This is a genomic window from Leyella stercorea (assembly GCF_021531655.1).
This window is the reverse complement of record NZ_JADYUF010000020.1, coordinates 1-17,302: the sequence shown is the minus strand read 5'-3', so window position 1 is coordinate 17,302 and position 17,302 is coordinate 1. Positions and strand designations below refer to the sequence as shown.

The window sequence follows — 17,302 nt, the reverse complement described above, 5'->3', positions numbered from 1 at the left end:
CAATCGTTAAAATAAGGCAGCGTATCAATAACCCGGATTCTGTTCGAGGTTAGGATTCAGCTCACGAGCCTTACCTGGAATTGGGAACACAGTTGTGTAGCCTTTATTGTCGGCTTCGGATGGAGTGTGTATGTCATACGGCTTGTTGTATGTGCCGAAACGTATCATGTCCTGACGGCGCCAACCTTCCCAAACAAGTTCCAACAAACGTTCATTGAGTATGTTGTCAAGTGTGGCTCGAAGCGAAGGCATTCCAACACGATTGCGCACTGCATTCAACTCTTCATCGCCTGATTCTCCATTCCTCACCTTGGCTTCAGCCTTCATGAGCATTACGTCGGCATAGCGATAGAGCACGATATCGTTGTCGGGCATACGACCATCGGAATATGCCGTGCGGTCTACCTCATACTTCTTCATACGTGCACCAGCAGTCTCGATATACTGACTTGACGTGAGATTCCGTTCGACGGCAAGAGGTTTGTATTCAAGCGGTGTGCCATCGTCGAGCGTTACGTTGCTGCCGTCAACCTCAACCTTGCCCGTGTAGAAATTCATGTCAAGACGTGCGTCGGGCGATGATGTATTGTAGCCATATACCGCCATTGTATGAAGAGTGGCGCAAGTACCATTCTCCGATGCTCCACCATAAGCCCCACCATGAGCGTAGTGGCGTGAACGGAAGAGATAATGAAACTCGTTAAGATAAAGCATCTTGTCCAACGGAATGGTGAAGATATTCTCATTGGAATTCTCATTATGTACGGCAAAGTTCTTGGTATAGTCGCTCGCAAGTGAATATCCGGCTGAAGCAATCAGGTTGCAATAATGAATACATGTGAGCCAAGCGTTCTTCTGCGTGCCGTCTACATCAATCATTATCGTCTTGCCATCAGGACGATACGAATCAGTCCAATTGTCGTCGGTATACACCTCTGCATTGAGGGCAAGTTTGGCAAGCAGAAACCAAGCCACGGGGCGTGTCACCCTACCGTAATAGTTGCCCTGCAAGTTGCTGTGCTCATTTGGCAGGAGCGGTGCAACAGTCTGCAGTTCATTCACGATATACTTGAATACATCGCTGCGATTGCTCTGCCGTATATCGGCCGTCTTCTGTGTTGACGACTCCAATATCGGAATGCGTCCGAACATATCCATAGCATAATAATAGAACATGGCACGAACGGCACGTACCTCAGCCTTATACTCGTCACGTTGCTGGTCGTTGAGCAGAGATTTATGCTGGTCGATAGTCTCAAGCGACTTCGTTGAAAGTACTATAACCTTGTAGAGATATTTCCACACGTTATACAGGTCGGTGTCAGTAGCTGTCCATGTATGGTCGTACATGTTCTCCCACAGACCACCGTCATACCAGTTGCCACCACGAATGGGGATAATAGCCTCATCAGTAGTTAGCGTATTGTAGTCGTATATTCCTCGACATGTGCCCTGCAATCCCTCGCCTTCCTCGTGCGCACCGATATAGTTGTAGAGCGAGGCGACTGCATTGACATACAGACTGTTTGCAGAATCGTAAATCTCCGACTCGGGTATCTGATCCTTTGGAGTCTCATCGAGACAACTCGTAAATGAAAGCGAGATGGCGAGCAAAGGCAATGCGAATATTTTCTTGTTCATAATCTTGAATACTTTTATAAGTTTAGAACTGCACGCTAACTCCTACCGAATATGTACGATATGTAGGATAACACCGTTTGTCGTCAATGCCCATTGACGAATTGACAACATAGGAGTTGATCATTGGTGTGAGTCCGCTGTAGGAAGTGATAGTTGCAAGATTGTTGACGCTGCACGATACACGCAGCGAGCGCACCACGCGACTCTTCAACGGCACGTTGTAGCCTATGGTGAGATACTCGAAGTTGAGATAGTCGCCACGTTCAAGCCAATAATCCGACACATTCTGGTCGACAATGTTACGTTCGGGCGCGCCTTTCAGCACGTTGTATATAGGGAACGACGACATATTGTTGTATGCCAAAGCCGTACCGTTGAATATTTTGTGTCCGAATGCTCCATTCATTTGCAGCGACATATAGAAATCCTTATAGCGCAGCGAGATGTTCGAACCCAGCGTAGCCTTAGGTGTAGCCTGTCCGCAAATGCGTCGGTCGCCACCATCGCCGAAGTCAATTGTTCCGTTGTTGTCGAGGTCTTCAATCTTATACTTCATAGTGCCTTGCTCGTCCTTGTAAAGTCCTGTGCAGTGCGGCAGATAGAACACGCCCAAGGGTTGACCCACAATCTGATAGAGCACATGATTGTTGTCGCCACCGTTCTGACCGGCTCCGTCTATAGAGCCTATAGCAGTGATATTGGCAGCCGACATTTTCATACCATTGTAGTTGCCCGACAGCGACAGCAGCTTGTTCTTCTGCAACGAGAGATTCATACTTATGTTCAGGTCAACGTCCTTAGTCTGAACCGGTGCTATAGAGAAACCCATTTCAAGACCCTGATTGGACATCGAACCTATATTTGCCAACAACTTGTCGTAAGCGAACGGCGGCACCGGCACGTCGTACGAGTAGAGCATGTCGGAAGTCTTAGAGTAGTAATACTCAGCAGTAAGCATCAGTCGGTTGTGCCACAATCCTATCTCTCCACCGATATTGAATGTCGACTTTGTCTCCCACATCAAGTCGGGGTTGTTGTTGCGTATTGTGCCGAGCGTCACCGTTGGAGTATTATTCACCGGAACGATGCCCGTCTGCTGTACATTGTTCATTGTGGTGTAGGCAGAGATTCCACCGAGATTGCCCGAACGTCCGTAACCGGCTCGCAGCTTCAATGTGTTGATGCCATTAAAATCACGCAAGAAGCCTTCCTTCTTGACATCCCATTCTGCCGATACCGAAGGGAAGAATCCCCAAGTATGGTTGTCGCCCACCATCGACGAACCGTCGCCACGCATGGTAAGCGTCAGCTTATACTTATTATATAATGTATATGAAGCGTTGGCCATAACAGATGCCAACGACTGGTCCTCGTATGTGCTGCCCGTAGCGCCATAAGGACGCGACGACGTAGCACCAATATTGTCGTAGCCGAAATCATTGGTTGTTATGCCTTTGGCACGACTCCAGAATGCCGTACGTTCCTGATAGTGATACTCAGCAGACAATCCGGCTGAGAGAGCGTGTGCTCCCCACGTATGCGCATAGTCGAGCGATACGTTGCCAAGATACTCCTGCTTCTTGAACTCACCACGATAGACATTACCCTGCGCCCACACCCATGTAGGGCAGAACTCGGAGTTCTCGTCAGACGAATAGGAATAGCTGCCGAATGCCGACAGCTTGAGCGACGGTGCAAGATTGTACACCAGTCGCATGTGCGTATTGAAGTACATCTCCTTCTGGTCGCTTCGTTCGGCAAGAACGGCACCGGGAGGATTGATGCGATAAGCCGAACCATTCTTGGTCCAATTGCCATTGGCATCGCGTCCGGCAGGATATGTAGGGTTCTGGCATGCTGCTGAATAGAAAAGCATCTGCGGGTCGAATATGTCATTGTTCTTGTATGTAGAACCGAACACACCGAAGTCGCCCGTCAGACGATTGTCGAAGGCATGTTGCATGACGTCAATCTTTGCCACGAAATTGTTGTAGTCCTTATCCTTGATGATGGTGTTGTGGTCGATATATCCAAACGACGCACGATAGTTGGACTGCTCCGAACCGCCGCTGAACGCCAGATAATGGTTCTGTACAAATCCTGTTCGGGTGATGACATCATAGAAGTTGTTGTTGAATCCGCCATTGTTGGCATGCACACCGAGCCGTTTGGCAGTGGCGAGATATTCGTCAGCCGACAGCATATTGAGTTTCTTCGACATCGACTCAATACCTATATTAGTCTCATACGAAATCTGGAATCCCTTGCCCGTACCCTTCTTGGTCTTCACCTCTATCACGCCCGAAGCGCCACGCGAACCATACAGGGCTGTCTCGGAAGCATTCTTCAGCACCGAGAAACTCTCAATGTCGGCAGGATAGATAGTGGACAGTGTGGCAATGTCGCTCGTCACGCCGTCGATGATGACAAGCGGGTCGTTGCCTCCAACGATAGATGTGGTACCACGCACTCTTACTGACGACAGCTGAGCCATGCGGTCCATACCGTTGGACGTGACATTGACACCGGCAGCATTGCCGTTCAACACATCAAGGGCATTGTTAATGATACCTTTGTTCTGAACCTTCAGATAAGTTGGGATTGTATCGCGCTGCACACGCAGTTCCTGCACCTGTGCTGCTATCGGAGTTGTGACAAACAGCGACAGTCCTGCCGCTGCTAAAACGTAGGGATATAGTTTCAGCTGTTGTCCAATCATAGGGTTTTGGTGTTTTAGATTTATTATAATGGTGCTAAGTTACAAATTAATTTGCAATTAGATGTTAATGCACAGATAATATTTTAACCTTTATATCGTTAGTGATATATAATGAAGAACAATAACGGCAGCTATTCGCACATATTAAAATACACGAGCCTTTTTGGTGGCGTGCAGATGCTCAACATACTTATCGGACTGATTCGCAACAAGCTCGTTGCCGTATTGCTCGGTCCGTTTGGTATGGGCATTGTCGCATTATATACGTCGACTATCAATTTCATTGTCAATACATCCAACCTCGGCATTCATGCCAGTGCTGTAAAAGAACTGTCGCAGGCTTTCGAGACGGGCGACACTGGTGTGCTTAATCACAAGATACACGTGCTCAGACACTGGACGTGCATTACGTCGCTATTGGGCATGATGGCGTTCGCATGCCTGTCGCCATTGCTCAGCAGGTGGACATTCGCCACCTACAACTACACCATACAATTCATCTGCCTTGCTCCGGTAGTTGCCCTTACCATCATTGCATTGGGCGAAACAGCCATACTGAAAGCCACCCGACTGCTACGACAGCTTGCCATCGTATCCGTATGCGGTGCTGTGGGCGTACTGGCTGTGTCGGTACCGATATATTGGATATACGGTTGCGATGGCATAGTGGCGTCGCTTGTGCTTATGGCTGTAGTGCAGGCACTTACCGTAACAGCCTATTCGCTACGCCGCTATCCGCTCAGTTTCGCCATAAGCAGGGCATGTGTGCACGAAGGCAGGGCTTTCCTCGGGCTTGGCATCGCCTTTGTAGTGTCGGGCATTATGGGAAGTGGCGTCGAGATGGCGATAAGAGCCTATCTGAGCAACGCTGCCGACATAGCCACCGTAGGACTCTACAATGCAGTGTATGCTATGGTGTTCACATACGCTGGCATTGTGTTTACGGCTATGGACACCGACTATTTTCCTCGTCTTTCGGGCATAAGTAGCAACGGCAGCGAACTCAACGATGCCGTAAACCGACAGATTGGTGCAACCATGGCTATCGTCTCGCCCCTCGCTGTACTCTTCATACTGTGCATGCCCGTGCTTTTGCCGTTGCTGTACAGCGGAAAGTTCGCCGCAGCTCTGCCTATGCTGCAAGTTGCAGCGCTTTCGATGTACTGCCGCGGAGTGTATCTGCCGATTGAATATGTAGCATTGTCACGCGGCGACTCTAAAACGTTTATTGCGGTGGAAATATTCAGCGGAGTGCTGCTCGTGTCGTTTGTAGTATTGGGATTTGAGACGCTTGGCCTAAAGGGAATGGGTATCGGCATAACGGCAGCCTACTTTGTCGAGATGTTTTTCGCATGGGCAGTATGCCGTATGAGGTACGGCTACCGAATGTCGGGCAGCATCATCAAGACCACCGTAATGCACATGATTTGCGGACTTTGCATGTATTCCATAACAAACGTAGGCAACACCTTATGGTATTGCCTACTTGGAGTGATGGTTTTCGTTATCGACGCATTTCTGTCGATAAGTTCTATACGCGAAAACGTTGGTAAATTAAAACGTTGACATTATCATTACGGCATGACAACCGTGGCTGAGAACATCCATTTTACGAGTCGAGTCTCTTTAGCCTGGAACTTGCCTACGGGCAACTTCAGCACCAGCTTGTTCCAACCCTTGTTCAATCGGATGTCGACGGGCGGACGCGATACGCAGTTCTCGTTGCGCATCGGCAGTTCGTTGGTGCGTTCGGTGTGGGTGTTTGTCCACACGGGTGGCATTATCTCATTGCCGTTTATCCATGCACGGCTGCCCTTATAGTCCCACGTTCCGGCACGTGGTGGCAGGTCGCTTTCCGAACGGCTGTAGTTGTAAGTTTCCAGATACAGATGTGCCGTACACGGTTTCTTTGAGTATATCCAGCGTGTAGCGTATGCCGTACTGTTCTCCTTAGGGTCTTTGTAGAATTCCGGAACGAGCGTTCCCCAGACATGGCGCAGATAGATTCCGTTGCCTGTAATGGTGCGCGAATTGTACGTATTGCCGTTGTATTCATACGATTTCACATCAGTAGCAGGCGTGCCAACAGCTGCAAGATGTTCTTCGGGCGGAAAACTCATCTGCAGATTGCCGTTGTTTGGGAAAGCATCGGTGATGCGCCATTCTACGTCAGCCTGACGCTCGTAGGCGAAAGGCTGTCCCTTCAACGTGTGCTGCTTGTGCCACAGCATACGGTTCTCAAACTCGGCAAACTCAGCCTTCTGCTCTGGTTCGTCGTCCCACAACAGCGTAGTCTTTCCGTCGAAATAGCCACGGCCTCCACCTCGCCATGCACGCTCAGCCAGTGTGAGCATGTAAGGATAGAAGTTGTTCTCGTCGAGAAGCTGTCGGGTGTTGTCGATATAGCGGTCGTTCCAGAATGCTATGATGCAGCCTGCCAGGTCGTCGCTGCCCATCGGCTGGTTGTAGATGCGGGAGTTGAAGAGCGCCACGAGGTCGGCATAGTTGTCGAAGTGGTTGGCATAGTGAAAACGGCAGTCGATAGCAGGAATGCCGGGCTGCGCCTTGCCACGATAGCTCCACAACTGTGTCATGTCAATCTCGCCCTTCTTGTAGTTCCAACCAGGATTCCACGAAATCACCTTCTTGCCCTTTGAGCGGACAAACGCCACCATTTCGGGCACAAACTGAGGATTGGTGAACTGCACTTCGTCTGTTCCTATATGCAGATAGGGCACATCGAGGGCGTCGCAAGCCTCAGCTATGATGTCCTTCATGATGCGTGTGCCCTCAGCAGTCTGCATGCCGAAGCCGAAGGTGCGCTCAAAGGCTGCGCTATGTCCCGGCATGTCAATCTCAGGAATGAGCAACACATGGTGCTGGCGGCAGAACTCGACGAGGTCGCGAGCCTCAGCCAGTGTGTAATACTTGCCCTTCGAGCGCTCCATATTGGCAGGAGCGTTGAGCTGCGGATAAAGTTTGCTCTCCAGTCGCCACGCCTGATTCTCGGTGAGATGCCAGTGGAAGGTGTTGATCTTGAAGCGGTTGAGCATGGCTATTTCAGCCTTCAGCTCGTCCACGGGAATGTAGCTGCGCCCGATGTCGTGCATATATCCACGAATGCGGAACGCCGGCCAGTCGGTGATTTCGCACAGCGGCAAGAGTTGTTTGCCCTTCTTGTCTGTCTTCAGTTGTGCCATGGTCTGACGTGCCCAATATAGTCCGCGCTGTGTTGTCGCCTCAATGTTTACGCCCTTCGACGTTATGAGTATGTGGTAAGCCTCATCCTGGAATATGGCTCCGTCGATGTGGCTCACTATCTTTTCGTTCACAGGCACATCAGCCTTGACATACTTGCCCGTGAATGCAGACTTTTGCGGCATTGGCAGCAATGGCGGTATCGTGGCGTTAGCCAAGCAGCAGAATGTGATTATCAGTAGAGTAGTCAGTATTCGTTTCATATAAGATAGTTGTAAAGATATTCTATCTACAGCTTCACCTTCACGCAAAGCTTGCGCAACTTGCCTTCGCCGATGATAGGCGCGTGCGGATCCTCCGGCCAAACAATCATGAACTGGCCCGGCTGCAGATTGATGTAGCTTGTGGCTGGCTCGGTGTAGAGTTCGCAGTCGGCTGCTTCGTCGTAGGGTTTGGTCAGATTGGTGCAGTCCTCAAGCGGTTTCCATCCTATCACCTCTACTCCGTCGAGCGGAATATGGATGTCGATGTACTGGCGATGAACCTCAAGCACCTGCTTGTCGGCTGTCACGCAAGTAGGATTGGTGTTGTTGATGAACAGATTGTCGCCGTCGATGTCAATGCGTCCGCATGGAGTGTTGAGCAGGTCGTGGCTCTTGACATAGTCGAATACTTTCTTGAACAGTGGGTGCAGCGACTCGATGCGGTCGCTATGCTTAAGTGTTGATACGATCATAGATTTTTATTTTTTAGTTAATATTGTTCTTATCTTGCGCTTGTAGGCCTCAGCGTAGGCACGGCAACCGGTGTCGTTGGGGTGGGTTCCCTCAATCATGTCGTCCTCCTTGAGCTTTATCTCGCTGCCATACATATAGTATAGTCCCTTCACGCCTTCTGCCTGGAGCTGCTTGTAGGCCTTGTGCAGAGCCTGACTTGCACGACGATAGTGGCCGGCTATGTCGGCACGGAAGATGCTGTCGGGTTGTGGATGGTTCTCAACCAGCAATATCGGAGCCTTGCTCACGCTGCGAAGCTTGCGCACTCCAGCCAATGCCCGCTTGGTGATTTCGGCTACGGGCAGGTTGTTGCTGTTGGGGATGGGGTCGAGTACGAACAGACGTGCGTCTATCTCGCCCAACATGTCGAACACGGCTGGCTCCATATAGGCGCTGCCCGAGAATCCGAGATTGATCAAAGGAAAGCCCATCTCACGACCTACGATATTGGGAATGGACATGCCTGGACGCGAAGGCGATGCTCCGTGAATGATTGACGAGCCGTAAATCACTACGGGACGCTCCTTCGACTGGCGCATAAACTGGAAGTTGCTCTTGCTGTCAACACCCACGGCAAGCCATTTTACGCCATTGTAGTTGGGCAGATACAGGGTGTATTCGGTACTGCGATTGGCAGGAACCGAGAGCTTGGGGAAGGATATTGTTATGGTGTCGCCCTTCATGCTCCATCGCATATGGTTGCCTATCCAGTGCGTCTTGCCGTCAGCGGCTTTGCCGTAGAGGTCGACACCCGAGTGAACCATGCCCGAGAGGTTGAACGTGCCGTAGCTTTGCGATGTACAGACATACTTGACTGCGATGTTGGGCGATGTTGTGGCAAAGCGCACGGTGAGTCCGGCGGTCATCGTTGAGTTGCCCCATACTCTTCCCGGCACAGTGGCCTTGAAGCGTTGCGGCAGTCGGTTGTACGACTTTCCCATCTCCTTGTTCCAAGCACGGCCGCAGATGTAAGGCTCGTTGGCATCGGTAGGGTTCATCCATTTGGTCTGGGCGCTTGCCATAGCAGGGATGCCCACAATGATAATCAGTAAAGAACGTAGAATAGTAGATATCTTCATAGTTTTCAGTTATTTTGTAGTTTCAGGTCAGTTGTCTATGACTCCGAAGTGGAGCAATGCGTTTCTTATGCCGTCGTCGTCGACGCTTGTGGTGACATAGTCGGCCTCGGCCTTCACCTTGTCGAGTGCATTGCCCATGGCTACACCTACCCCGGCGGCACTAAGCATCGACATGTCGTTGCCTCCGTCGCCAAACGCCATTGTCTCGCTTATGTCCAGTCCCATGTATTCGGCTATGGCACGTATGCCGTTGGCCTTGTCGGCTGCTGCCGATGTGATGTCGCAGAAGGCAGGATACCAGCGTGCCGAAGTGCATCCCGGCAGATCGGGCAATATGCTGCGCTCCTCGTCTTCGGTGAGGAACGGCGTTATCTGCAATATGCCCTGACGGATGACGTCATCGACGGGCACGTCAAACTTGTCATAGTCTATCTTCAGCATGTCGTAGAAGACGTGGTTGACAAGGTCGTTGCGGTTCACTATCTGTATGTCTTTCTTGCCCACAACCACAGCCGGCAAGTTGCGCTCTATGCAGAAGTCGACCACGGCATGGGCTTCGTCAAAGGGTATGAGGTCTTCGCGCACGGTATGGTCGCCATACGTGCAGAGTGCTCCTGTGGCGAGTATGTAGCCGTCCATTATCTGTTCCACCTCGCGAATGTTGTTGAGCAACTGGCGCGGACGACCCGTAGCCGTAAATATCTTAACGCCACGGTCGTGAGCCTCGTTCAACGCCTGGATTGTAGACTCGGGTATACAGTGGGTATTGAAGCTGACGAGCGTGCCGTCAACATCAAAGAACATTGCTTTTATCATATCACTGGCAAAGGTACTCAAAAAATGCCAATCATACAAAATACATACTCTTGATTGTTGCCAACAATGGTATAAGAATGGTGTAAATGTGGGCTGAATCATAAAAAATGACTACTTTTGCACAGCATTAAAATGCCGTCAAAACGAAATGTAGTCCTTTTGCACTCCAAAAGGACTCCTTTTACACTCCAAAAGGACTCCTTTTGCCACCTAAAAGGACTCCTTTCGCAACCCAAAAGGACTCCTTTTGAAAAGGGTGGGAAAAACATACAAATCTGCATTGAACAACTGTACTACAAGAAGCACATACATACGAACAATGGAAATGAACGAACAGACGCAACTCGCGTGGAACATCATTGAGACAACCAATACAAACCTGTTCCTTACCGGTAAAGCCGGTACGGGTAAGACTACGTTTCTGCGCCGACTGAAGCAGGAGTCGTCGAAGCGCATTATCGTAGTGGCTCCTACGGGTATTGCTGCCATCAACGCCGAGGGCACTACCATTCATTCGTTCTTCCAACTGTCGTTTGCACCCTTTATTCCCGATGCGCAGTATAAGACGAAGGAACAGCAATACCGATTCTCCAAACAGAAGATTCGCGTTATACAATCCATCGACACGCTCGTGATAGACGAGATTTCCATGGTGCGAGCCGACCTGCTCGACGCTGTGGATGCCGTGCTGCGTCGTTTCCGCAAAAACCAGCTGCCGTTTGGAGGTGTTCAGATGGTCATGATAGGCGACCTTGGTCAGCTGGCACCCGTCGCCAAGGACGACGAGTGGCAACTGCTGGCACGCTATTATGCCACGCCCTACTTCTTCTCATCGCTCGCCTTGCAGCGCACCCGATATGCTATCGTAGAGCTGAAGACCGTTTACCGACAGAACGACCAGCGTTTTCTCGACATACTTAATAAGGTGCGCGACAACCGTGCCGACGCTTCGGTGCTGGCTGCGCTCAACTCCCGATACATTCAGGGATTCCAACCTGACGCAGACGAGGGCTACATACGACTCGTTACGCACAACTTCCAGGCGCAACGCGAGAACGACCGACAGCTCGACCTGCTGCCTGGCAAGGAGTTTACTTACGAGGCTAAGATTACGGGCAAATTCCCCGAAATGCTGTTTCCTACCGAACAGACGCTCACTCTGAAGCAGGGTGCGCAGGTGATGTTCGTCAAGAACGATTCGTCGGCTGAAAAGGCATACTACAACGGTATGATTGGCACCATCGAGGACATCAACCCTAAGAACTTCACGGTACGCACCAAGGACACTGGCAATGTGATAAAGGTGGAGCCAGACCAATGGGAAAACACACGATACGAAATCAACGAGAAGACAAACGAGATAACCGAGGAGATTGACGGCACCTTCAAGCAGTTCCCCGTGAAGCCGGCTTGGGCTATAACCGTACACAAGAGCCAGGGATTGACGTTCGATAAGGCTATCATCGACGTTCAGCGTGCCTTCACACACGGTCAGACCTACGTGGCTCTGTCGCGTTGTCGCACGCTCGAAGGACTCGTGCTGAGCGCTCCCCTGCCCCAGCAGGCCATCATACGCGACGCTGCTGTTGACGAATACGCCACACACGCCATCGAACACACGCCTAACAACGAGCAGATAGGCCAACTGCAGCGCGACTACTATCTGTCGGTGGTGAGCGAACTGTTCGACTTCCGTCCGCTGCTCGACTCGTTCAACCGTATGATCGACCTGCTCACGGGACATTTCCGCCGTGCTTACCCCAAACTGATATTGGAGTATAAGGCACGACTGGGCACCATAAAGACACAGATGTATGACGTGGCTGAACGCTTCAAGTTGCAATACAACCAAATCGTAATATCCACAGCCGACTATCAGCACGACCCGCATCTGCAGGAACGGCTCACCAAGGGTGCCACGTATTTCGCACGCACGCTGTCGGATGTTGAGCAACTGGTGAAATCGACCAAGGTGACTACCGACACACAGGACGTAAAGAAGCGTTTCACCGAGCAACATGCAGCTCTCAAGGAAATGATAATGCAGAAGCGCGCACTACTCAATTATGTCAAGGACGAGGGGTTCCGACTCAACGACTATCTGCATCAGCGCGCCACAGTATTAATCGGTAAGAAGCCGTAATAGCAGTTAATTGAATGAACATAAAAAAAGGCTCTCGCCCATTCCGTTATTTAGGAATGGAGAGAGCCTTTTAAAATATGGATAGGATTTTATATTTTATACAATACCCTGAGCCATCATTGCCTTGGCAACCTTAAGGAAGCCTGTGACGTTGGCACCACGTACGTAGTTGACATAACCGTCGGCCTGAGTGCCGTACTTGACGCAGTTGGCGTGGATTTCGTTCATGATGCCGTGCAGCTTGGCGTCAACCTCCTCGCTGCTCCAACGCAGACGCTCAGAGTTCTGGCTCATCTCAAGACCAGATACAGCCACACCACCGGCGTTGGCAGCCTTGCCCGGAGCATAAAGCAACTTGGCATCCTGGAACACCTTGATAGCTTCAGGAGTAGAAGGCATGTTGGCACCCTCACTAACAGCAATCACGCCGTTGGCAACGAGTGTGCGGGCATCGTCGCCGTCAATCTCGTTCTGTGTTGCTGAAGGCAGAGCAATGTCGGCCTTCTCGCCCCAAGGACGTGCACCGGCTACATACTTCACACCGTATTCCTCAGCATACTCACGGATACGTCCACGCTCTACGTTCTTCAACTCCTTAACGTATGCGAGCTTCTCTGCATCGATTCCGTCCGGATCGTAGATGTAGCCGTCAGAGTCAGAGAGAGTAACAGGAATAGCACCAAGCTGGATGAGCTTCTCGACAGTATACTGTGCCACGTTGCCCGAACCACTCACAAGCACACGCTTGCCCTTGATGTCGATGCCACGTGTCTTGAGCATGTTTTCGAGGAAGTAAACGTTGCCATAGCCAGTAGCCTCAGGACGAATCAGCGAACCGCCGAACTCCTGACCCTTACCAGTCAATACGCCTACGAATGTATGAGTAAGCTTCTTGTACTGACCGAACATGTAGCCTACCTCACGACCACCTACACCTATGTCACCAGCCGGAACGTCCTCGTCAGGACCGATGTGACGATACAGCTCGTTCATAAACGCCTGGCAGAAACGCATCACTTCAGCGTTGCTCTTGCCACGTGGAGAGAAGTCGGAACCTCCCTTGCCACCACCCATAGGCAGAGTAGTGAGGGCATTCTTGAATGTCTGCTCGAAGGCAAGGAACTTCAAGATTGACGGATTTACAGATGCGTGGAAACGGATACCTCCCTTGTACGGACCGATGGCATTGTTGTGCTGTATACGGTAGCCCATGTTGGTCTGTACGTTGCCCTTGTCATCAACCCATGTCACACGGAATGTGATGATACGATCGGGAATGCAAAGACGCTCAATAAGATTGGCGCGGTCGAATTCCGGATGACGGTTGTACTCCTCCTCGATAGTACCGAGAACCTGGCTTACGGCCTGTATATACTCAGGCTCGTTGGGGAAGCGCTGCTTAAGGCGCTCTACTGTTTCAATTGCATTCATTCTTTTATGGTGTTTAAGTTTTATCCTTAATGTTAAGTGTTTATCTCTCTGCCAACGGACGATACTCCTTCACGCCAAGCACATTCTTGTATGCAGGACGTATTATTCGGCGGCCGTCCATGTTCAACTCCTCAATTCGGTGTGCCATCCATCCTACGATACGCGCCATGGCGAATATCGGAGTGTAGATTTCCTGCGGCAGTCCAATCATCTCGTAGATGAAACCAGAGTAGAAGTCGACATTGGCACAGATAGGTTTCTTGGTGTTGCGGTGAGCCTGGACACACTTGATGCCTTCCTGCTCAAGCAGTCGCAAGAATTCATATTCCTTCTCTCTGCCCTTCTCTTTTGCCAGTTCGCCAGCCAGACGCTTCAGCTCCTTGGCACGCGGGTCGCTCAGTGTGTACACCGCATGACCTATACCATATATAAGACCCGTCTTGTCGTACACCTCCTTGTTGAGTATACGGTTGAGATAAGTGTCAATCTCGTCAATCGAAGTCCAGTCATGAATCTGCTCCTTGAGGTGATGAATCATGTTTATCACCTTAATATTGGCACCACCATGAAGCGGACCTTTCAGCGAACCTATGCCGGCAGCAATGCTCGAGTAAGTGTCGGTGCGCGATGAAGAAGTTACGCGCACGGTGAACGTAGAGTTGTTACCGCCGCCATGCTCAGCCTGAATGATAAGCAGGAGGTCGAGCATGCGAGCATCAAGCTCGGTGAAGTCTTCATGCTTGAGCATATACAGGAAGTTCTCGGCTATCGACATATTCTCACGCGGATGGCGTATATGCAGCGAACGTCCCTGCACGCTATGACGATAGATGTTGTAAGCATAAGCTATGACAGTGGGGAAACGCGCAATCAGTTCCACCGCCTGACGCATCAGATTGTCGCGCGAGAGATCGTCGGGATTTGGGTCGAACGTGTACATCTCCAATACGCTGCGCGCAAGTATGTTCATGATGTTCGAACCCTCAAGGTCGATGATGTGAACGATGGTCTTGTGGTCGAGCGACATATTCTCGTTGATAAGCTCACGGAATGCGTCAAGATCCTCTTTGTCGGGCAAATTTCCCGAAAGAAGCAAATAGGCAATCTCCTCAAAACCGAAACGGCGCTCATTTATAATAGGTGTAACAAGGTCGTCAAGCTCATAGCCACGATAGAACAATTTGCCCTCGGTAGGCTCCAGATGTCCGTCGTCCGATCGCTCGTAGCCCACAACATTACCAATGTTGGTAAGACCAACAAGCACACCGCTTCCGTCCTCGTTGCGCAAACCCCGCTTCACGCCATACTTCAGAAACAAATCGTTGTCAATCTTGCACGAGTTCTTAACCTCGTCAGACAATTTATAAATCAAATATTCCTTGTTCATAAATGCTACCGTTTATTGATTGTACGCTTTTGGGTGTTATCTATCTCTTTACCTTTACGGTGCATGCCGACTAAATACTATTGTTTAACAATTCTGTGCGGCAATAATGATTATTCGACTGCAAAAATACGAAAAATATTTTATTTCGTCATATTTTTCTCAAAATAAATTACTAAATGACAAGAAAAATCGCAAAAACCGACAATTTGAATAAAAACAACGCAAAAATACCATAAAAAAACAATTTGTATACAATATACGCTTCGTATTAATGTTTATACGTCTCTACACTTATATTTCTTCATATATGTGTGGGAACACGGAACTTTTTTCAAAAAATAAACGCCAAAAAAGTTTGGAGTGTGTAAAAAATATCATATCTTTGCATCAGTTATCCTGAAAACAATCTTTTTACCTTAAAGAAAGGCTAATACCTATTGAAGATTTGAAGCGGTCGCCTGTGAAGGCTGTCGCTTTTTTTTTGCCCTATATTTCGGAATTTTGTGATAACAGAGGCAAAAGAATTAGGAATTTTGTGATTTTCACAACGAAAACACATGGAATTTTGTGATTTTCAAGTCGTTTTCCTTTGGAATTTTGTGATAATGTAGTATTTTTGCATCATAACAACTATAATACGGCACTGATTATGAAGCTATTACGCAGAAAGATAGACGAATACCTAAAGAATTGGAAGGAAAACAAGGACAAAATGCCCCTAATCATCAAAGGAGCACGCCAAGTGGGAAAAACAGCCTCCATTCTACAGTTTGCTAATGACAACTACAAGCATGTGGTTGCCATCAACTTTGTATTGCAGCAAAAATACAAGGCTATCTTCGAAGACGGCTACGAGGTAGACAGCATAATACAGAATCTGACACTTATCGACCCCTCCCTTGTATTCGAACCAGGCAACACGCTCATATTCTTCGACGAGATGCAAGACTGCCCTGCATGTGCCACAAGTCTTAAGGCATTCAAGATAGACGGTAGATACGATGTCATCTGCTCCGGTTCGCTGATGGGTATCAATTACAGAGAGATTGAATCCAACAGCGTTGGATATAAGGAAGACTACACTATGCATTCTATGGATTTCGAAGAATTTCTTTGGGCTAAGGGCTACGATGCTTCATTCATAGAACGTATATACGAAAAAATGGCAAGCATCACACCTCTCTCTAATATAGAAATGGATACTTTAGGAGGTATATTCCGTGAATACATGACCATAGGCGGAATGCCAGCAGTGGTAAACATGTTCGTAAGCAACAGCAACTTCAGCGGAACGCTCAAAATGCAGAGCCAATTGCTTCTCGACTACGAAGAAGATATCACTAAATACGCACAAGGATTGGACAAGGGAAGAATCAAAAACATATACAACCATATATCTGTATTCCTTGGACAAGACAACAAGAAATTCCAAATAAGCAAGGTTGCCCATGGAGCCCGAAACCGGGAATACGTAGGCACGGTAGAATGGCTTCGTGACGCCGGCATCATCAATGTCTGCTATTGCCTAGCCCAGGTATCATTGCCATTAAAAGGCAACTACGACCCGAAATCATACAAACTCTACTACAAGGACACCGGTCTGCTTGTCGCATCACTCGACGAGGAGTCGCAGGAGGACATGAGAGTCAACAAAAACTATGGTACATATAAAGGTGCAATATACGAAAACATAGTAGGCGACATGTTGGTAAAACAAGGCTACGACCTCTATTTCTATCGTAATGAGAAGTCAACACTGGAAATGGACTTTTTCATACGTGACACCCAATCACTCATTCCCGTAGAAGTGAAAGCTACCGACAATGCCACCAAATCACTCTCCAAACTGACTGCACAAGACGGCAAGTTCCCAGACATAAAATACGGCATAAAACTCTGCAACAAGAACATTGGTTTCAACGGCAAGTTCTATACCTTCCCCTACTTCCTGACCTTCTTGCTCAAGCGGTTTGTGAGGAGAGAGAGGCAATAAAAAATCCTTAAAACGGCGATAATGCTATAGGCTTAATTACATGGACTACCCCAATTCGGGATAAAATAGCGATTAGTTGCATATGAAGACAGATACACGAGTTCTCTTCTCATGCCATC

11 protein-coding genes are annotated in these 17,302 nt (G+C 49.2%); 3 read left to right on the top strand and 8 right to left on the bottom strand.

All coding sequences use genetic code 11. The features are described 5' to 3' along the window. Nucleotides 1–24: 24 nt before the first annotated feature. Nucleotides 25–1,641 carry a RagB/SusD family nutrient uptake outer membrane protein gene (locus tag I6E49_RS07270; RefSeq protein ID WP_235401391.1) on the bottom strand — a complete coding sequence of 539 codons (1,617 nt, stop codon included), beginning with the start codon at nt 1,639–1,641 and terminating at the stop codon, nt 25–27. 22 nt (nt 1,642–1,663) lie between these two features. Beyond that, the gene (locus I6E49_RS07265; protein ID WP_235401389.1) at nt 1,664–4,360 is read right to left on the bottom strand and encodes a SusC/RagA family TonB-linked outer membrane protein; all 2,697 of its coding nucleotides are present in this window, start codon (nt 4,358–4,360) and stop codon (nt 1,664–1,666) included. Nucleotides 4,361–4,471: 111 nt separating this feature from the next. On the opposite strand from I6E49_RS07265, the gene I6E49_RS07260 reads away from it, so the two are divergent. After that, entirely contained in the window at nt 4,472–5,926 is a 1,455-nt protein-coding gene (locus tag I6E49_RS07260) for an oligosaccharide flippase family protein (protein ID WP_235401386.1), read from the top strand. A gap of 8 nt (nt 5,927–5,934) precedes the next feature. Here the strand turns inward: I6E49_RS07260 and I6E49_RS07255 are convergent, their stop codons facing one another. The 4 genes from I6E49_RS07255 to I6E49_RS07240 are packed head-to-tail and all read right to left on the bottom strand — an operon-like array spanning nt 5,935 to nt 10,229. Next, the gene (locus I6E49_RS07255) at nt 5,935–7,821 is read right to left on the bottom strand and encodes a family 20 glycosylhydrolase (RefSeq protein ID WP_235401383.1); all 1,887 of its coding nucleotides are present in this window, start codon (nt 7,819–7,821) and stop codon (nt 5,935–5,937) included. Nucleotides 7,822–7,847: 26 nt separating this feature from the next. After that, entirely contained in the window at nt 7,848–8,294 is a 447-nt protein-coding gene (locus I6E49_RS07250) for a YhcH/YjgK/YiaL family protein (protein WP_235393075.1), read from the bottom strand. A 6-nt stretch (nt 8,295–8,300) separates the two neighbouring features. After that, nucleotides 8,301–9,413, bottom strand: a complete 1,113-nt coding sequence (locus tag I6E49_RS07245; RefSeq protein WP_235401381.1) for an SGNH/GDSL hydrolase family protein — start codon at nt 9,411–9,413, stop codon at nt 8,301–8,303. Between the two features lie 27 nt (nt 9,414–9,440). Then, entirely contained in the window at nt 9,441–10,229 is a 789-nt protein-coding gene (locus I6E49_RS07240; protein WP_235401379.1) for a Cof-type HAD-IIB family hydrolase, read from the bottom strand. 325 nt (nt 10,230–10,554) lie between these two features. Between I6E49_RS07240 and I6E49_RS07235 the strand changes: the two genes are divergently transcribed. Then, the gene (locus I6E49_RS07235; protein ID WP_235401377.1) at nt 10,555–12,372 is read left to right on the top strand and encodes an ATP-dependent DNA helicase; all 1,818 of its coding nucleotides are present in this window, start codon (nt 10,555–10,557) and stop codon (nt 12,370–12,372) included. 96 nt (nt 12,373–12,468) lie between these two features. Here I6E49_RS07235 and I6E49_RS07230 read toward each other — a convergent pair whose 3' ends face one another. Beyond that, nucleotides 12,469–13,803, bottom strand: coding sequence for an NADP-specific glutamate dehydrogenase (locus I6E49_RS07230; protein ID WP_235401375.1), 1,335 nt, complete (start codon nt 13,801–13,803; stop codon nt 12,469–12,471). A 40-nt stretch (nt 13,804–13,843) separates the two neighbouring features. After that, entirely contained in the window at nt 13,844–15,190 is a 1,347-nt protein-coding gene (locus I6E49_RS07225) for a citrate/2-methylcitrate synthase (RefSeq protein WP_235401373.1), read from the bottom strand. 649 nt (nt 15,191–15,839) lie between these two features. Here I6E49_RS07225 and I6E49_RS07220 point away from each other — a divergent pair. After that, nucleotides 15,840–17,183 (top strand): ATP-binding protein, encoded by a 1,344-nt coding sequence (locus I6E49_RS07220; protein WP_235401372.1) that lies wholly within the window; start codon nt 15,840–15,842, stop codon nt 17,181–17,183. Nucleotides 17,184–17,302 lie beyond the last annotated feature (119 nt).